This window comes from Acetomicrobium sp. UBA5826 (genome assembly GCF_002433005.1).
GTDB lineage: Bacteria > Synergistota > Synergistia > Synergistales > Acetomicrobiaceae > Acetomicrobium.
Genome location: NZ_DJHF01000017.1, coordinates 260,045 through 278,086, shown reverse-complemented (window position 1 = coordinate 278,086; position 18,042 = coordinate 260,045). Strand labels below are relative to the sequence as shown.

Sequence of the window (18,042 nt, the reverse complement as noted above, 5' to 3'; positions counted from 1 at the left end):
GCCTGATAAGCGTGAGGTCGGTGGTTCGAATCCACTCCGGCCCACCATATTTTGGGGATGTAGCTCAGAGGGAGAGCGCCTGCCTTGCAAGCAGGAGGTCGGCGGTTCGAGTCCGCTCATCTCCACCAGGATAATAAAAAAGACGGGCCTGACGGCTCGTCTTTTTCTATTTTTGATGTTTTTAGTCTATCTTTGATATAAACTCATACAAATGGTGCCAGTCGTCGACGGTTAATTCTTCAGCGCGAACGGTGGTGGGCAATTTCAAGTCATCCAGGAGCTTTGATGTTTTATCTTTGTCTTTAAAGAAATCGTAAACACAAGCCAGGTTATTTGCTAGCGTCTTCCTCCTTCGGGCGAAGGCAACGCGCAATAATCTCCTCCACGTGTGATCGGAGGCTGATTTCAGATCTTTGTCTATGATGATATGTACAATTGCGGACTCCACCTTTGGAGTTGGCCAGAAGACGTTGGGTGGCACCTTTTTGACTATTTGAGCTTTGCCCATCTTTTCTATGGTTATGCCAATAGGCGAACGGTCTTTAGTCTTTGGCTTGGCACACAACCTTTGAGCCAGTTCGAGCTGAAGCATTAAAAGAAGTTCTCTTGTGCCCAATGGCACCAGATGCTCGAGAATCTGCCATATTAGAGGAGTTGTGATGTTATAGGGTATATTGGCCAAGACTTTGGTTGGAAGTGGAGAGAGTTCCTTTAAATTTATCGTCAACACGTCTCCCCAAATTACGGACATTCTATTTTTGGATGTTTTAACTATGGGCTCGAGAAAAGGGGCAAGTGTTTTATCAATTTCAATGACGTGCAAAAAACGACATTGGCTGGTTAGAATCTCCTTCGTAAGCATGCCTTTTCCGGGACCTACTTCCAAGACGACGTCATCTTCATTTAAACCTGCATTTTCCACCATCCAGCGAGCTATATTGGGATCTACAAGGAAGTTTTGTCCCAGAGATTTTTTCGCTTTATGTCCCTTTTGTGTATTTCTTGTCATATTTCTCATAATCGGCTTGAATTTCACCTTCTTGTTCCAAATAATAAATTAAATATTAAATAATGATGCAAAAAAGGCGGGGCCTAACCCCGCCTTAACTCGCTATGGTCGGGACGAGAGGACTTGAACCTCCGACCCCCTGCGCCCCATGCAGGTGCGCTAGCCATGCTGCGCTACGTCCCGATGCATGACATATTTTAACCTGCATGGAGGATAGGGTCAAGCAAATTGTGATATTATCTTTACCGACAGGTTTTTATGCGGGAGTTTGTTGGCTTTTCTTATCAAAAGGCAAGGCGTATACTTAAAAAGTGAACAAGCTATGATATAATTTTAAATAATTTCAAATAAGACAGGGAGGGGATATGAGTGTCTGTAAATGAATATCCAAAGAAAGCCTCGGAAATTATCAGGGAACGAGGAATAGACGGCAAAGTGATTGCCGTAAAGATAGATGGAAAGTTATGCGATCTTGACACGACAGTGGAAGAAAATGCCAATATAGAGCCGGTAGAAATGGATAGCCCCGAAGGCATTGAGATGCTCAGGCATTCCACCTCGCATTTAATGGCGCAGGCTGTATATAGACTTTATCCCGGAACTAAATATGGAGTTGGTCCGGCCATTGAGAACGGTTTTTATTACGATATGGACGTTCCTAATACCATAACCGAAGACGATCTCCCGAAAATAGAAGAAGAGATGAAGAAAATTGCGGCTGAGGCTATTCCCTTTGAAAGGTTGATAGTAAACAAAGACGAAGCTATAGGCATATTCAAGGAGCGTGGCGATACTTATAAACTGGAACTTATAGATGGAATAGAAGATGATACCCTATCCCTTTACAAGGTAGGCGAGTTTATAGATTTGTGTAGAGGTCCCCATGTGCCGAACACATCATATCTCAAGCATTTTAAGCTCCTGTCTGTTGCCGGTGCTTATTGGAGAGGGGACGAGAGGAATCCCATGCTTACGCGCATATACGGCACCGCTTTCCCTACGGAAGAGGATCTTTTGGCTTATCTTGCCAAGGTTGAGGAGGCAAAACGCCGAGATCACAGGAGGCTTGGGAAAGAACTGGATATATTTAGCATGCAAAACGAAGCCCCGGGGTTTCCCTTCTTTCATCCCAAGGGAGTTGTAGTTTTAAATGTCTTGGTTGATTTTTGGAGAAAGGTTCACATCCAAAGGGGCTATCAGGAGATAAAAACTCCTTTAATATTGGATCAGGATTTGTGGATCAGATCGGGGCATTGGGATCACTATAGGGAAAATATGTATTTTACGGAAATAGATGGCAAGCCCTTTGCCATAAAACCCATGAACTGTCCCGGTGGAATTTTGGTATATAAATCTCAGCTCAGAAGTTATCGCGATTTTCCGTTGAAGTTGGCCGAGCTTGGGGTGGTTCATAGACACGAAAGGTCCGGTGTTCTGCATGGTCTCATGCGCGTTAGATGCTTCACTCAAGATGATGCGCATATTTTTACCACCGAGGATCACATCAAAGAAGAGATAATTGACATAATGAACATAGTCAAATATATTTATGGTGTCTTCGGATTTCCCTATCACGTGGAGTTATCGACCAGGCCTGAAAATGCAATGGGAGAGAAGGCCCTTTGGGACAGGGCTGAACAAGCTCTCCAGGAAGCGCTCGACGATCAAGGGGTGGAATACAAGCTGAATCCGGGCGATGGCGCTTTTTACGGGCCCAAGATTGATTTTCACCTAGAAGACTGCATTGGCAGAACATGGCAATGCGGCACGATCCAATTGGATTTCCAGATGCCGGAGAAATTTGATATCACCTATATAGGTCCGGATGGAGAGCCCCACAGGCCGGTTATGATACACAGGACGGTGCTTGGGAGCCTGGAGAGGTTTCTCGGTATATTGATAGAGCAGTACGCAGGAGCTTTTCCGTACTGGCTCGCCCCCGTTCAGGTCAAGATATTGCCTGTATCGGATGAACATTTGACATATGCCAAAAGCGTGGCCTCTCTTTTGCAAAAACAGGACGTTAGAGTCGAGGTGGATCGCAAGGAGGGGACACTGGGCAAAAAAATACGGGATGCCCAGATGCAAAAAACTCCTTATATGATAATCATCGGCAATCGTGAAGTCGAAAATGAGGTGGTTTCAGTTAGGGATCGCAGCAAGGGAGATCTGGGTAGTATGAGCTTGGAAGCTCTGAAAGAACTTTTGAGCAACGAATATTACCCGTTGAAAGACGATTTTTAAATAGACTGCTTGCTTTCGAGCAATTTTCGTGATATATTGCAAAAACGTTTCGTATTGCGATAAGCAGAGGGCCCGCCCCTCTCACCTGGTGGCGCGAAAGTTGCCTTTCGGGTTAAGTCTTAAAGTTAGTAGCTGGTAGTGTTTGACTGCTACAGAGACTGTGAGGGACTGGGCGTTGTTTGCCAGTCCCTATTTTATTGTGGAGGTGACCAGTTATAGCGAAAGTAAACGAACCAAGGGTAAATGAGGAGATAAGGGTTTCTGAGGTCTTGCTGATCGATGCCGATGGATCCAAGGTAGGGGTAATTCCCATCCAACAGGCTCTGGAGATGGCCGAGACGAGAGGATTGGACTTGGTGGAAGTTGCTCCTCAGGCGAATCCTCCCGTATGTAGGATCATGGATTACGGCAAATACAAATATCAACAACAAAAGAGAGACAAAGAGGCTCGCAAAAAACAGAAAGTTCAGACGGTCAAGGAAATAAAGATGCGTCCGAAGATCGATGAGCACGATTATAATTTCAAAGTTAAGGCCATCAAGGATTTTTTGGGTAGTGGCCATAGGGTAAAGGTATCCATATTTTTCCGCGGCAGAGAGATGGCCTTCTTGGATAAGGGCAGAGAGGTGCTCGAAAGGGTGAAGAAAGACTGTGAAGGCTTGGGAAAAGCTGATTCGGACCCGAAGATGGAAGGCCGTTATATGCGCATGATGCTGGCACCTATTCTGCAAAAGTCAGAGAGCAAGGCAGCGAAAGATACGCAGTCTCAAAGCTGATTTCTACATTCATGAAACCAAAAGGGAGGAATGGCAATGCCAAAAATCAAAACTCACAGCGGAGCTAAGAAAAGATTTAAAATAACAGCCACCGGAAAAGTGGCCTACAAAAAAGTCAACCGGGGGCACTTGCTTCGAAAGAAGAATCAAAAACGCATTAGAGCATTAAAACAAAAGGGCTACCTCGATGAGGCATTTGCCAGAAAAATTAAACAGTTGATGCCCTATTCCAATTAATAGCAAGATTCAAAGAAGGAGTGAAAGATAATGCCCAGAGTAAAAGGTGGAACTGCCACTAAAAATAAAAGGGCCAAGCTATTTAAGCTGACCAAAGGATATTACGGCCGCAGAAAGAATGTATTTAAAAGAGCAAGGGAAGCAATGCTCAGGTCCTTGAGCTATGCTTACAGGGACAGGCGCAACAGAAAACGCGATTTCAGGAAACTTTGGATCATGCGAATAAACGCGGGGGCTCACGTGTATGGTATGAACTACAGCACCTTTATAAGCGGGTTGCGCAAATCCGGCATCGAGATCAATCGCAAAATGCTAGCAGAACTTGCCGTATCGGATATCGAAGCCTTCGGACAGCTGGTTGAAAAAGCAAAGGAGGCGCTGGTCCGATAGATATCAAAACCTATAGTTCTCTCAAGGTTGAAAAAACTATAGTGTTCGGGTTCCTATCGCTCATAGCGGTGGGGACCCTTTTGATATGGCTTTTTAATTTATCCCAAAAGCCCATTTCTTTGATAAATGCGCTTTTTACCGCAACATCTGCCGTTTGCGTTACGGGCCTGATCGTTGTCGACACCGGTAGCGATTTGACGCTTATGTCCCAAATTGTCGTAATGGCCCTTATTCAGCTTGGCGGTCTGGGGATAATGACTGCGATGACTATTGTGCCCTTTTTAATGGGGCAGCGGATTGGGATACGGCAGCGATTTTATTTTATAAAGGAAAAGGGCCTGGAGTATCCTTCCGGGGCAGTCAAACTGTTGATTCAGATCCTAAAGGTTACGATATTATTTGAAGCCATTGGTTTCGTCCCTCTTTTCATTAGATTCTCAGAGGAAATGTCTCATAAAGAAGCACTCTTCACAGCTGCATTCCATAGCATCAGTGCCTTTTGCAATGCCGGTTTTTCATTGTTTTCAAATAATTTGGAAAGCTATAGCACAAGCTTTGTGATACCTGGGGCTATAATGTTTCTTATAATATCAGGAGGGTTGGGGTTTCCCTTTTACATGGAGTGGGTTTCCAAAGCGAAATCCCGTAAAAAGTTATCGCCTTACGCTAAACTGGTTTTATCGACCACTTCGATGTTGATAATATTTGGTTCCCTTTTAATTCTTTTTGCCGAATGGAAGGGGGCGTTTGCAGAGTATAACCTGCCATTAAAGCTGTGGAATGCTCTCTTTATGGCAGTAACTCCAAGGACAGCCGGTTTTGATACAATTAGTCCGTCTAGCTTTTCCAAGGCAGGGTACATTATAGTCGTTCTTCTCATGATTATCGGTGCATCGCCTGCTTCTACGGGAGGGGGCATTAAGACGACGACGGCTGGAATTTTGTGGTGTACCGTTAAATCGAATTTGAGGGGCAAAAAACCCTTTCTTTTTAATCAGTCTATTTCATCTGATCTGATCGTTAATACCACTACTTTGATTACCCTATATTTAACGACTATCTTTGTTAGCGTAGTTCTTCTGTCCCTCTTTGAGCCTTTTTCCTTCGACCAGATCCTTTTTGAAGTGGTATCGGCTTTGGGAACCGTAGGATTGTCGTTAGGAATAACGCCACATCTATCGTCTGCGGGAAAACTAGTGTTAGTAATACTGATGTTTTGGGGACGAGTTGGACTTGTTACCTTCATGTACGGGGTGTTTAAGAAGCGAGAAAAGGAAAACATTAACCTGCCTCGCGCATACATCCCCATCGGTTAAAGAGGTGCTATGATATAATGAATGACAAGAATACAGTGATCGTAATTGGTCTGGGAAGGTTCGGACAATCCGTTTGTCGCAGGCTTGTTGCCCTAAAACAGGAGGTTGTGGCCGTTGATCGAAATATGCACCGCGTCGAGGAAGTTGCCGATATAGTGGATTTGGCTGCGCAGGTCGATGCTACAGACGAGGAAGCTATGATTAAAGTCGGAGCAAAAGAGGCCAACGTCGCTATCGTAGCTATAGGAGAGAACATCGAAGCCAGCATATTGGCCACCTCTATATTGAGAGGTTTGGATGTCAAACATATCATAGCTAGGGCACAAAACTCACTTCATGCCAGAGTGCTTGCGCAGGTTGGAGCGCACAGGGTCATATTTCCAGAGAGGGATATGGGCATCAGGATTGCCGAAAACATTGTTTTCCCCTGGCTTAGCGAATTTGCTGCGTTGCCCGGCAGTTCCTATTTGGTAGGCTCCATTGAAGCGAAGGAAGAGATGTGGGGGAAAACCTTGGCGGAACTGAACTTCAGACAGAGATATAATTTAACTGTATTGCTACTAGAACGAAAGGGGACAAAATTGATTCCTAGCCCCGATACCGTTTTGCAGCAGGGGGACGTTCTTACAGTCATCGGAGAACGTGAAGACATTGATAAGCTCAAGAGCCTTTAATTTAACGACAACATGCCAGTCTGGTAAGGAGGGGAAATGGTGAATCCGAAAACTAATGACACCGAAGATGTTAAAAATGCCTTTATAAAAGAGTTGAAACTTGCCAAAAGGTCGGAAGACTTGAACGAGCTTCGAATTCGGTATTTAGGAAGAAAGGGAATAGTTACCCAAATGTTGAAGAGTTTGGGAACCCTCCCACCAGAGGATCGACCTGCCATGGGTAAGGCAATTAATGACTTAAAGTCAACCATTGAAGACATGCTTAAAAGGCGAATGGAAGAGCTTGCTCTTTTGGAGGAGCGGGAACAGGAGAGAAAGGATGCCATTGACGTCACTCAACCGCCAAAAGGCAGGCCTTGGGGCGGTTTTCATCCTGTCGTTGAAGTCATGCACGAACTCATGGATATATTTGTAGGGCTTGGTTTTTCCGTAGCGCTAGGACCTGAGGTTGAAGATGATTTTCATAATTTCGAGGCTCTCAATATCCCGCCCCATCATCCGGCAAGGGATATGCAGGATACTTTTTATCTTCAGGGCAATGAGCTTCTGCTCAGGACCCATACCTCTCCTGTCCAAGTGAGGTCCATGCTGAAGTATGGGGCACCGCTGAGGATAGTCTGTCCGGGCAAGGTTTACAGAAGAGACAGCGATCCCACTCATTCGCCTATGTTTCATCAATTGGAAGGGCTTTTGATCGATGAAGATGTATCGATATCGGATTTGAAGGGATGCATGGTCCATTTCATAGATAAGGTTTTTGGAAGACCGTTAAAGTCGAGGTTCAGAGCAAGCTATTTTCCCTTTACGGAACCGTCTTTGGAGATGGACGTCGAATGTATTGCATGTTCGGGCAAAGATCCTGCCTGCAGGATATGCAAGGGTACGGGGTGGCTTGAAATATGCGGTATGGGAATGGTGCATCCCAAGGTTCTTCGGGCGGGCGGTATTGACCCCGAAGTTTATAATGGCTTTGCCTGGGGATTGGGAATAGACAGGGTGGCTATGCTGAAATACAGTTTAAGTGATTTAAGAATATTGTTTTTCGGTGATATTGCTTTTCTCGCAGGGGGTGTTAATTAGTGCTTGTATCATGGAATTGGTTGACAGAACTCGTTGATCTTCAGATAAATGTCAATGATTTCGCCGAAAAATTGACAATGGCCGGTGCAGAAGTTGAGAACTTGTCCTATACAGCACAAAAGCTCGACGGCATCATTATTGCCAAGGTGTTGGAAATGGCCCCCCATCGTGAGAGAAAAAACTTACAGGTGGTCACGTTGGTTTGGGGAGATGAAAGGGCAATCTGCGTTACGGGAGCCCAAAACGTAAAAGAAGGGGACATCGTGCCCTACGCTCCTCCGGGCGCCACTATAGCCGACGGTTCCGTTCTCGGAATAGAGGAATTTGATGGAGTGAAAAGTTTTGGCATGATGCTTTCTGCCGATGAAATAGGGCTTCCTTTGTTGTCGCAAGAAGAGGGTATTTTAATCCTTCCCCAAGATGCACCCTTAGGCGGAGATGCTGCTTCCTGGCTCGGGATAAAGGACGTGGTTTTAGATGTGTCCGTAACGCCGAACAGAGGCGACTTACTGAGCATGGTCGGTATGGCTAGGGAAGCTCATGCTTTGTTTACTGGGTCCCGCTTAAAAGAATTAAATTTTTCTTCCACTACAGAGCTTTCCGATTGGCCGGTAAGTTTCGAGGGGGTTACTTTAGAAGATTCGGGATGTCCCTTATATTGTTTGGGCTTTGCCGAAGAGCTTGAGATAGCACCTTCTCCTATTAAGTGCCGCGTTAGGCTGGCATTATGCGGGGTTCGTCCAATCAGTAACGTGGTCGACGTAACCAATTACGTGATGTTGTTATTGGGGCAACCGTTGCACGCCTTTGATTTGGACAAACTTCCGGCGCCGGAGATAACCGTGAGGTCATCACGTAATGGCGAAAAGATCGCCACATTAGATGGTAGGGAGCACATATTGTCTTCGGACGATCTTTTGATAACAAGCGGAGGGCTGCCTATCGGATTGGCGGGAGTGATGGGAGGCGCCAACAGCGAAATAGACGAAAATACGAGGCGAATACTGATAGAATCGGCACATTTCCTGCCGGCTCGAATAAGCACAACAGCGAGACGCCTTGGCATAAACAGCGAAGCAGCTTATCGTTATGCAAGAGGAGTGGATAAAGCTAAAGCGCCGCTGGCCTTGTCCTGTGCATTGGATCTGATGAAGAAATGGAAGTGCGGCAAAGTTTATACATCCGTTATCCGAGAGGGAGATGCCGCTCCTGTAGAGAAATTCGTGCCTCTAACGGCAAAAAAATTAAAAACATATACAGGCGCCGGGGACTTGTCGGAGGCTTCCAGTATACTTATACCCCTTGGGTTTGAGGTTAAGTCCTGTTCAGAGGAAAAAGCCATCTACAAAGTTCCGGGCTATAGAATGGACGTGGAAATTGAGGAAGACCTGATCGAAGAAGTGGCCAGGATTAAGGGGTACGACGAGCTGGCGGCTCGTCTTCCGGGCAGGATTCACGATTCGGCGACCATAGGGCTTGAATCCCGAACCGAGAGAAAGATCAGAGAAACCTTAATGGCAAGGGGTTATATTGAAATACTAAACTATAGCTTTATCTCGCCTAAATTCATTGCGGATTTGTCCATACCCGCTTCAGACAGTCGGGCCAATCCCTTTGCCCTGGCGAATCCTTTGAGTATGGATCAATCCCTTTTAAGGACCTTCCTGCTGCCCGGAATGGTAAATGTAATATGCGATAATTTGAGAAAGGGTTGGCGCTTCCCCGTCAGGATTTTTGAGATTGGAAATATCTTTCTCAGAGAGGGTGCGAATCTGATAGAAGAAAAGCACATAGCGGGTGCAATATTCTTGGGCAAGGACGACAGGTCTCCCTATGGAGATGCAGTTAGGGATGATTTTTTCACTATGAAAGGTGATATACTCGCCTTAGCAGATGCTTTTAGGCTTAAATTTGACGTTCTTCCCGGTAGCGAGCCCTTTGGACATGCCGGTCAGACGGCAGATGTTATATCCGACGGACGTAAGATAGGTTTTATGGCTAAGATCAAACCATCTATTGAACGCCGCCTTGAATTACCCGCATCGCTTTATGTTTTCGAGGTTACCTTCGAACCCTTTTTGATGGCTAAACCTCCCAGGTTTGGAGAAGTCCATAGATTTCCTTCCGTCTATAGGGACATATCTTTGATAGTTCCTGAGGACGTTACGGTCAAAGAAATCGGTGAGCTCATTGGCGATCTTTCTTCGGATTTGGTCACCTCGATCCGATTGTTTGATATATATAAGGGCAAAAACATTCCCGAAGGACATCGCAGTCTTTCTTTTACTCTGGAATATCGCCACCCCGACAAAACGTTGAGCGATGAGGAAGTTGACGAACTTCACACCAGACTTAGGGCCCAAATCGAGTCCAGGGGACTAAAACTGAGATAAGGATGGTGAGAGTAGCATGCAGGCTTTAGAGAAAATCGAACAGATGATCGATACCTTGTGCGAGAAGTTCTCAGCAACCAGAGAAGAAAACGAAAGGCTCTCTAAGCAGGTAGAGACCATAAAGGAACAATTGCAGGAGAAGGATTTGGAGATAATACGACTGAAAAAAGAGCACCAGCGTCAAATAGAGACGATGGAGAGAGAGCTGATGAGGTTTAAGAAAGAAAGGTCAGAATACGAGGAAAAGTTATCAAGGTTACATCAAAAATTGTCTGCTTCGCTGGGGATGCCCCATGAAAACAAGAGTAATAATACAGAAAAGCAGGCTTGATCAAAGTGGGAATGGATGAAGATAAAAGGACCGTTGAATTAAACCTAGGGGGAAGGCATTATAACATAAAGACCAGCCTGGATGACGAGACGACCAGGAGGGTTGTTGAAATACTTCAGGAGGCCTTTTCACAGACTTCTAATCGCTTAGGCCAAGAAGAGCGGTTCTTGTTGACATCGTTGCATTTGGCCTATAATATGGTCTTTCTCGAAAGGCGACTGCAGGATGCTTTGAAGGATACGGAAGGATAAGTGGTGAGTTAAATGACCCTCAATGTTTCAATAATTGCTGATTTTTTGGCTCTTCTGATAATGATCTTTTTTATGTTTAAAGGCTTTGCCCGTGGATTCGTAAACGAACTTTCTGGTCTACTGGGTACTCTAGCCGGCTTTGTCCTACTTTGGAAGTATTCCCCTGATCTTGCAGGTTTCTTAAAATTTAAGCTCGGAATAAACGATGTAATTGCCTATGTAATTGCGATAGTGGCAATTTTTTTGGCTGCCAATTTAGTGGTATCCTTGTTAGGCAGGCTGGTCAGAAAGGTCGTTTACTTTGGGCATCTTTCGTTGGTAGATAAGGTTATTGGGGCTTTTTGCGGTTTTGCGAAAGCTTCGCTAATACTAATTCTAATTTATCTAGCCTTTGAAATGGCATCTGGCTATTTGGGAAATTCTGAAATGTCTTGGATGCATCAAAGCAAGGCCATGACATTTGCGGGCGATCTGTGGAGTTACGTTAGTTCCTGGCTTTTCAATAAAGGAATAATAAATCATATTTCCCTTCCAAATCTTATAGCAAAGGTACGTGTGTAATGATATCCAGCAATCAAACTGTACAGCTCCTTGAAATCCATAAGATATTAAAATTTTACGATAAATATGTTCGTACCGAACTTGGGAAAAATTATCTGAAAAATGTCCAGCCTTCCCAAAATGTAAATGGACTCAACGATAGACAAAATTTGTTCAGAGAATTTGAGCGATATATTGACTCAAAGGGCGATTTCCCATGGGATGATCGTTTAATTTCCCTTGATGGCCTTTTGGAAGAGGGAAAATCAAAGGGGATTCTTTTTGGCGAAGAGCTTTTGCCCTTTAAGTTTTTGATCAGCCTTGTCGTGAAGATCAAAAATTTGAGCCCGAGTTTTTTGAGAGAGGGCTACGATAGGTTGGCCGAAAAAGCCGGCGAACTTGGCGACTTCAGCGATGAAGAACAGGCCCTGTCCGTTTTGGATGAAGATGGAAGGTTATATGACAGCGCCTCAGCGAAACTTGCCGAGATAAGGAGGGAGCTGGAGTCAGCCAAAAGACAGGCCAGAGCGATAGGTCAAAATATAATATCTGATCCGTCCCTCTCCTCTAAACTTCAAGACCAGGTAATTGCTTTGCGCAATGGCCGTTATGTTTTGTTGGTCAGAAAAGAAAGCGCATCTTCCTTCCCGGGTGTATTTGTAGACTATTCAAGCTCAGGTAATTCCCTTTACATGGAACCTCACTCATTAGTCGCCGTGAATAACAGGATTGCCATGCTATTAGAAGACGAGAGGCGTGAAGAGCGTCGAATATGTCAAAAACTTACGAGCATGCTCATTTCAAGAGAAAAAGCCATAACAAGGGCTCAGGATCTGGTTGGACAATTCGATATGATGTGGGGTATATATTATTTTCTTCAAAAAAACGACTGGACCTTTCCTGAAATAGAAGATAAAAGCGGTTTTTATCTCATCAATGCACGGCATCCATTGTTAGGTGTCAAGGCAGTTCCTATTGATGTGCATTGTGGGAGGAATTTTAAAGCCCTGGTCATAACGGGGCCCAACACGGGCGGGAAAACCGTTGCGTTGAAGACAGTGGGACTCTGCATATATCTTGCTTGGTGCGGGCTTCCCATTCCTGTAAAAGGAGGTTCTCGAGTCGGTCAATTTTCTCGCGTTGAAGCCGATATAGGCGATGAACAAAGCATCGAACAAAATCTATCGACCTTTAGCGGTCATATAAAGCGCATAATTGAAATGCTCGATCAGGCTGACGACACCTCTCTTTTTCTGATAGACGAACTTGGAGCGGGGACAGATCCGGAAGAGGGGGCAGCCCTTGGAATAGCAATACTTGAAACTTTTTTGAAACGCGGATCTTCTCTGTTGGCCACGACCCATCATAACTCTATAAAAAGGTATGCCCTAACGACGCCAAATGTCGAAACGGCCAGCGTAGATTTTGACCCGGAAACCCTTTTGCCCAAATATAAATTGCTCCTCGGAATCCCGGGGCAAAGTAACGCTCTCTTGATAGCAAGAAGATTGGGCATGCCCGAAGACGTTCTTGAGATAGCCAAAAGAGAGCTAAAGACCAGCGATACCTCGCTGGAAAAGCTCGTATCTAATTTGAGGGCAAAGCTGTCAGATCTGGAGGAAAAGGCGAGAGAACTTGCCAGTGAAAGGGCCGAAGTCCAGGCTGTCAAAAGAGAGCTCGATAGAAGATTAGCCGCCTTAGAAGAGAAGCGGGAGGGTATTATAACTGAGGCGGAACAAAAGGCTAAGCGGCTGATAAAAGAAGCTCAGGAATCAGCTAAGTTGCTTCTTAAAGAAATAAGCAAGACAGCAAGTTCGAAAGAAGCACACAGGACTTTCTCAAGTTTAAAAAAACGAACTGATGATATATTGAGAGCAATCGAAGAGCGGGAAGCTGCTCGTATCGAAAAAAAGTCTTCGATATCTGAGGGTAAGGTACCAAAAACGGGGGATAAAGTTAAAGTCCTTGGGACGAATGCCACTGGAATTATAGAAAAGGTGGATAATGATAAAGCCACAATTCAAGCGGGGCCTATCCGTTTGGATGTTCCTCTTAAGAGGTTAAAGGTGTTGGAGGAGGGGAAAGAAAGGAAGGATAAACCTTCCATAAAGATCAGTGTCGAAAGGCCGCAAAATATCTCCAGCTCAATAATGATAAGAGGAATGACTGTCGATGAGGCTATGCCGATGGTGGAGGCCTATTTGGATAAAGCTTTCAGAGCGGGATACAGGGAAGTCACAATTATACATGGGCGGGGGGAAGGAATATTGCGCCGCGAAGTTCACGACTTATGCAGAAGGCTGCCCTATGTTGAGGAATATCGCCTCGGGGGCCCGGGAGAAGGCGGATATGGTGTTACTATTGTGAGGTTTAAGGGGATAAATTGAGATAATTCCTTAAGCTTAAGATCCCAAGGCAAGTACTTGCGCAATCGTGCTTAATTGGTTATATTATATGGGCAAACGGAACAGGTGCCCGTAGCTCAGTGGATAGAGCGTTGGACTCCGGATCCAAAGGTCGGGAGTTCGAGTCTCCCCGGGCACGCCAAGAAACGAAAAATATGAATACCGCAAAGATATGGTGAGCGTAGCTCAATAGGTTAGAGCACTGGACTGTGGCTCCAGGGGTTGGGGGTTCAAGTCCCCTCGCTCACCCCATTTTTATGCAAATCCAGTAACAGCAAGGCTTTTCAAACTTTCCCCCTTTTGTGCTTTTTCACATAATCTCCCCCAAAAATGTACGAGTCCAGTGTCCATGAAAAGGGGGATTGAAATGGGAAAAGTCTTGAGGTTTTGTAAACTTAAAAGCTGGGAAGATTACTTTGAAGAATTTCTGCTCCAAAAGGAGTTGGAGGGCCTAAGGCCTCGAACGCTCAATGACTACAGGTATTACATCCCACGTTTCTTAGATGGAAAAGAAAGATTGTAGAAGAAAGCGGGAAAAGGGGAGCGGGGTCCATTTATACCATTGCACATTAATTGCACAAACGATAAGGACTGCATCTTGAATGAAAAACAGGAAACTTTGTTCAAAAAAAAAGAAACGAGATAGCGCAGAAATTGATCGAGCTTGCTTATCACATTTTTGTAGAAAAATAAAATGGAGCCCATGGACGTGCAGATCGAGAAAATAATCCGAACTAAAAGAAAGACGATAGCTTTGCAAGTGACGGACGATGCTAAATTGATCGTCAGGGCGCCCTTTAGTCTTGATGACGAGAGGATCAAGGAGATAGTCTCAAAAAACAGACGGTGGATCGAAGAGAAGAAAAAAGCTATTGAGGCCAGAAATTACAAACTTTCTCATAAAGAATTCGTAAACGGGGAAGGATTTCTGTATTTAGGCAGATACTACAAATTAAATATAGCAGAAGACCAAAGGGAAGCGTTGAAATTTGAAGGCGCGTTTTATCTTTCAAGACATGCGCTTCCACGCGCAAAAGAAACATTTATCCAGTGGTATAAAGATAAAGCCTATGAAAAAATCTCCGAAAGGGTTCGTCTCTATGCCGAAAAACGAGGATATAAATACAATAAAATAGGCATAACCGATGCTCGAAAAAGATGGGGTTCGTGCTCTTTTAGGGGAAATTTGAACTTTTCCTGGCGCTTGGTAATGGCTCCCATGCCAGTTTTGGACTACGTCGTCATCCACGAACTCGTTCATCTGGAAGAAAGAAACCATGCAAAATCCTTTTGGGATAAAGTAAAAATGCTGATGCCCGATTTCGAGAGTCGAAGAGACTGGCTCAAGGAGAATGGGTGTTTACTAACATTATGAAGTAATAAATAATATTAACCCTCTTTTATTTTGCATGACAAAACCAATGGTTTGTATTGGTTGATTATGATATCACGATTTTTAAAAAGTGTTAAAGATAAACACAAAGACGATTCCCGTCAGTATTGTCAAAAGGGTATTTTTGGTAAGCAGTGCGGTAAATATGGCGGCAATGCCTGCCAATAGCCTGACATTTTCGAGGGAAATAAAAACCTTTCCCGATTGCACAAATAATTCGGGAATAATAAGAGCCGACAGAACTGCAGGAGGCACAAAGCGCAAAAACTCTTTTACCCAAGAAGGTATTTCCCAAAGGCCAAAAAGAAATATGAAGAATGCTCGCGTAAGATAGGTGAAAATTCCTCCCAGAAGCAAGACCAACCATACATTCATGCCCTGCGCCTCCTCATGTCTATAATAAAGCCTGTGGTCATACCGACGAGGGCTGCGGCAATCAATCCTAATTTATAGGGGAATCCGTAAAAAAAGATCGAACATATTCCGGCCGTCAATGCAACGGCTATGGCGGGAAAGTTATTCAAAGAGGGAACAAGGATGGCTATGAAGGTCAGGGGTAGAAAGAAATCCAGCGGCCAATTTGATGGGAGCATCTTTCCCAAGTAAATCCCGGCTGCTGTGCTCATCTGCCATGTTAACCACAGAATCAGGCCCGCGCCTAAAAAGTAAAAATGGCCGTATCTGTCGTCAGGTCTTTTTTGATAGTGATTTATAGTTACAGCATAAGCTTCATCCGTCAGCAGATAGGAGAGCGTCGCCTTCCATCCTAAGGGAAGTTCTTTTAGGTAGGGTGCCACCGAGGCGCTGTATAGCAGGTGTCGCAAGTTCACCATGACCACGGTTAATACGATTATCGACCAGGGGGTGGATTCGGCAAATAACTTGCTTGCCACAAATTGCGAAGAACCGCCAAATACGATGTAGGACATTGACTGAGCCTGAAACCTGGTTAAGCCGGCCTCTAATGCCATAATACCGTATATAACCCCGAAGGGCATGACGGCAAGGAGGAGTGGCGTTTCGTCACGTACCCCTTTAAGGAATGTTTGTAATTTCAATTATAGTATCCCCCATTTCGGCCTAATTTGAGCATTGTAAATAAAATATCAGGATTCGTATTAGGACATAACCCGTTTTGATCCCCGATTATAGCTCTGGAAATTTGGTTAAGCAATATTTAGTTCTTTAAAAAAATTCATGGGAAATTTGGGACACGACATAATGGCGATTTGGAGTAAAAGCTATGACGAAATACCGCTTGTACACGCTAAAATTTGTTTGAGATGAGATTTCTGATGCAATCAAATGATCGCTTCATGTTGTCTGCGTAGAGAGCAATCTAATGGTTTAAAATATGTCAGCAAGGATAGATGATGGGTTATTTGAATATAGCGACAAGTATAAAGTATGCAACTTGCTTCTTATTTAAAATCGTTTTAGAATATATTTAACTTAAAAACAGAGATTGATAACAAAATAGGAGGGATGAAACAGTGGAAGCAAAAATAGGATGTCCGGTCCCGGAATTTAAAGCAATGGCTTTCGATAGGGGCAATATCAGGGAAGTATCGCATGCCGAGGCCAGGGGGAAGTGGTTAGTGTTATTCTTCTACCCCGGCGATTTTACTTTCGTGTGAACAACCGAAATCTCGGCGGTTGCCGAGAGGTACGATGAATTTGAGGCCTTAGGGACTGTAGTATACGGTATAAGCGTAGATTCGCCTTGGGTTCATAAAGTATGGGTTGAGCAGGAAATTTCTAAAGCAGTTCCCAGGGGAGTGCCCTTCCCAATGTTATTTGACGCAGGCGGCAGGATCGGAGAAAAATTTGGGGTCTATAGCGAGGCTGACGGCATCGACATCCGCGGAACATTCATAATTGATCCCGATGGCATACTTCAATGTATAGACATACTTCCGGCTCCATGTGGAAGAAGTGTGGATGAAATTATTCGTCGCATTCAGGCTCTTCAGCACATAAGGGCTACATCTGCTAAAGAGGTTACGCCATCTGATTGGAGACCGGGATGTTCTACCTTGAAGCCAAGCCCGGATATGGTTGGTAAAGTATGGCAATTCGTTGAAGAACAAAAGGGATCCCCAGGTGGCTCCAAGACCCAGCAACCTACGCCTCCCGGAGGATGCTGAGGGATATAGGCCATTCCTCCGTGCGAGGGACTAAATAAATTATTTTAAAAAAACAGGGGAGAGGGCAACTTTAAAATTGTCTCTCCCCTATAAAGATTGCCAGGTAACCGGATGTAAAATTAAGGGGAGTCTTTAAATATTCGGATGTTGCAGAGTTAGTAAGATTGGCCGGGGTTAAAATGTAATATATTATTTTACTCTTTCAAAGAGAGCTGCTGGCGTCCTTATCTCAGGAAGTTTCCTGTATTGTTTGAAATAGAGCCGAAAACCTGTTGACTATTTGGCCAAGCTGTGATAACTTTCCTATTGCCGCTTGGTTATAAAGCGTAAGCGCCCGTAGCTCAGTGGACAGAGCGGCGGACTTCGGATCCGTTGGTCGCGGGTTCAAATCCTGCCGGGCGCGCCATGGAAAAGGCCATATATGTGGGCCGTTAGCTCAACTGGCAGAGCACGGGACTCTTAATCCTGGGGTTACAGGTTCGATTCCTGTACGGCCCACCATTATATTTAAGTTTACCGATTATTTGGCCCGTTATAAAAAATAAAAAGACATTGCTTGCAAGAAGTTAATGCTATGTGCGAGCAATGTCTTTTGTTTGTGTTCTTTGAAATTGTTAAAGTCAAATCGGCATTGACTTTCAAATTAAGGGCATGGTAATATACGCTAGCGACGAGGATCGCGCGAAGATGTGTCGTGGCAATTTATATGTTTGGTGGGTTTTTAAAATTTAAGTTTGCAACCCGCCTTAAATGTTTGTTTAAGGGGCGAGAGTGGTGGAACGGTAGACACGCGGGACTTAGGATCCCGTGGCTTCGGCCGTGTGGGTTCAAATCCCACCTCTCGCACCAGAAGAAC

At 44.6% G+C, this 18,042-nt stretch carries 18 protein-coding genes and 7 tRNA genes; 21 read left to right on the top strand and 4 right to left on the bottom strand.

Annotated elements, in window-relative coordinates; all coding sequences use genetic code 11:
• Window positions 1-53 precede the first annotated feature (53 nt).
• A tRNA-Ala gene (locus tag B3N34_RS05820) sits at window positions 54-128 on the top strand.
• A 53-nt stretch (window positions 129-181) separates the two neighbouring features.
• Here the strand turns inward: B3N34_RS05820 and rsmA are convergent.
• Both rsmA and B3N34_RS05810 read right to left on the bottom strand, forming a co-directional pair.
• Complete coding sequence (gene rsmA / locus B3N34_RS05815) at window positions 182-1,018, bottom strand: 16S rRNA (adenine(1518)-N(6)/adenine(1519)-N(6))-dimethyltransferase RsmA (RefSeq protein ID WP_213697745.1); 837 nt, start codon at window positions 1,016-1,018, stop codon at window positions 182-184.
• 96 nt (window positions 1,019-1,114) lie between these two features.
• Window positions 1,115-1,192, bottom strand: a tRNA-Pro gene (locus B3N34_RS05810).
• 186 nt (window positions 1,193-1,378) lie between these two features.
• Between B3N34_RS05810 and thrS the strand changes: the two genes are divergently transcribed.
• From thrS to B3N34_RS05730, 16 genes are all read left to right on the top strand, one after another.
• Entirely contained in the window at window positions 1,379-3,253 is a 1,875-nt protein-coding gene (gene thrS, locus B3N34_RS05805) for a threonine--tRNA ligase (RefSeq protein ID WP_286975685.1), read from the top strand.
• A 269-nt stretch (window positions 3,254-3,522) separates the two neighbouring features.
• Window positions 3,523-4,029, top strand: coding sequence for a translation initiation factor IF-3 (infC, locus tag B3N34_RS05800; RefSeq protein WP_286975684.1), 507 nt, complete (start codon window positions 3,523-3,525; stop codon window positions 4,027-4,029).
• Between the two features lie 36 nt (window positions 4,030-4,065).
• Window positions 4,066-4,266 carry a 50S ribosomal protein L35 gene (gene rpmI, locus B3N34_RS05795; protein ID WP_040348064.1) on the top strand — a complete coding sequence of 67 codons (201 nt, stop codon included), beginning with the start codon at window positions 4,066-4,068 and terminating at the stop codon, window positions 4,264-4,266.
• Window positions 4,267-4,296: 30 nt separating this feature from the next.
• The gene (rplT, locus tag B3N34_RS05790; RefSeq protein ID WP_009201219.1) at window positions 4,297-4,656 is read left to right on the top strand and encodes a 50S ribosomal protein L20; all 360 of its coding nucleotides are present in this window, start codon (window positions 4,297-4,299) and stop codon (window positions 4,654-4,656) included.
• A gap of 41 nt (window positions 4,657-4,697) precedes the next feature.
• On the top strand, window positions 4,698-5,972 hold the full coding sequence (locus B3N34_RS05785) for a TrkH family potassium uptake protein (RefSeq protein ID WP_349679693.1): 1,275 nt from the start codon (window positions 4,698-4,700) through the stop codon (window positions 5,970-5,972).
• Window positions 5,973-5,989: 17 nt separating this feature from the next.
• Window positions 5,990-6,646, top strand: coding sequence for a potassium channel family protein (locus B3N34_RS05780; protein WP_213697749.1), 657 nt, complete (start codon window positions 5,990-5,992; stop codon window positions 6,644-6,646).
• A gap of 36 nt (window positions 6,647-6,682) precedes the next feature.
• Complete coding sequence (pheS, locus tag B3N34_RS05775; RefSeq protein ID WP_286975681.1) at window positions 6,683-7,726, top strand: phenylalanine--tRNA ligase subunit alpha; 1,044 nt, start codon at window positions 6,683-6,685, stop codon at window positions 7,724-7,726.
• Window positions 7,726-10,119, top strand: a complete 2,394-nt coding sequence (gene pheT / locus B3N34_RS05770; RefSeq protein WP_286975679.1) for a phenylalanine--tRNA ligase subunit beta — start codon at window positions 7,726-7,728, stop codon at window positions 10,117-10,119. The genes pheS and pheT overlap by 1 nt, the downstream gene beginning before the upstream one ends.
• Before the next feature lie 16 nt (window positions 10,120-10,135).
• A complete protein-coding gene (locus B3N34_RS05765) occupies window positions 10,136-10,450 on the top strand; it encodes a hypothetical protein (RefSeq protein ID WP_286975678.1) in 315 nt (104 codons plus the stop codon).
• Window positions 10,451-10,461: 11 nt separating this feature from the next.
• Entirely contained in the window at window positions 10,462-10,701 is a 240-nt protein-coding gene (locus B3N34_RS05760) for a cell division protein ZapA (protein ID WP_040348530.1), read from the top strand.
• A gap of 12 nt (window positions 10,702-10,713) precedes the next feature.
• Window positions 10,714-11,262, top strand: a complete 549-nt coding sequence (locus B3N34_RS05755) for a CvpA family protein (protein ID WP_286975677.1) — start codon at window positions 10,714-10,716, stop codon at window positions 11,260-11,262.
• Window positions 11,262-13,628, top strand: a complete 2,367-nt coding sequence (locus B3N34_RS05750; protein WP_286975676.1) for an endonuclease MutS2 — start codon at window positions 11,262-11,264, stop codon at window positions 13,626-13,628. Before B3N34_RS05755 ends, B3N34_RS05750 begins: the two co-directional genes overlap by 1 nt.
• Window positions 13,629-13,712: 84 nt before the next feature.
• Window positions 13,713-13,788 (top strand) — tRNA-Arg (locus B3N34_RS05745).
• A 33-nt stretch (window positions 13,789-13,821) separates the two neighbouring features.
• Window positions 13,822-13,898, top strand: a tRNA-His gene (locus B3N34_RS05740).
• A 115-nt stretch (window positions 13,899-14,013) separates the two neighbouring features.
• Entirely contained in the window at window positions 14,014-14,169 is a 156-nt protein-coding gene (locus tag B3N34_RS05735; protein ID WP_286975675.1) for a hypothetical protein, read from the top strand.
• A gap of 180 nt (window positions 14,170-14,349) precedes the next feature.
• A complete protein-coding gene (locus tag B3N34_RS05730) occupies window positions 14,350-15,021 on the top strand; it encodes a M48 family metallopeptidase (protein WP_286975697.1) in 672 nt (223 codons plus the stop codon).
• Window positions 15,022-15,102: 81 nt separating this feature from the next.
• On the opposite strand, the gene B3N34_RS05725 is transcribed toward B3N34_RS05730, so the two are convergent.
• The gene (locus tag B3N34_RS05725) at window positions 15,103-15,414 is read right to left on the bottom strand and encodes an AzlD domain-containing protein (RefSeq protein ID WP_286975673.1); all 312 of its coding nucleotides are present in this window, start codon (window positions 15,412-15,414) and stop codon (window positions 15,103-15,105) included.
• Entirely contained in the window at window positions 15,411-16,097 is a 687-nt protein-coding gene (locus B3N34_RS05720; RefSeq protein WP_286975672.1) for an AzlC family ABC transporter permease, read from the bottom strand. The genes B3N34_RS05725 and B3N34_RS05720 overlap by 4 nt, the downstream gene beginning before the upstream one ends.
• Window positions 16,098-16,532: 435 nt before the next feature.
• On the opposite strand from B3N34_RS05720, the gene prxU reads away from it, so the two are divergent.
• The 4 genes from prxU to B3N34_RS05700 all read left to right on the top strand — a co-directional run bounded on the left by prxU (window position 16,533) and on the right by B3N34_RS05700 (window position 18,035).
• On the top strand, window positions 16,533-17,186 hold the full coding sequence (gene prxU / locus B3N34_RS05715) for a thioredoxin-dependent peroxiredoxin (protein ID WP_286975670.1): 654 nt from the start codon (window positions 16,533-16,535) through the stop codon (window positions 17,184-17,186).
• Between the two features lie 330 nt (window positions 17,187-17,516).
• A tRNA-Arg gene (locus B3N34_RS05710) sits at window positions 17,517-17,592 on the top strand.
• 19 nt (window positions 17,593-17,611) lie between these two features.
• Window positions 17,612-17,687: transfer RNA gene (locus B3N34_RS05705), tRNA-Lys, on the top strand.
• 264 nt (window positions 17,688-17,951) lie between these two features.
• A tRNA-Leu gene (locus B3N34_RS05700) sits at window positions 17,952-18,035 on the top strand.
• The last annotated feature ends 7 nt before the right edge of the window (window positions 18,036-18,042 follow it).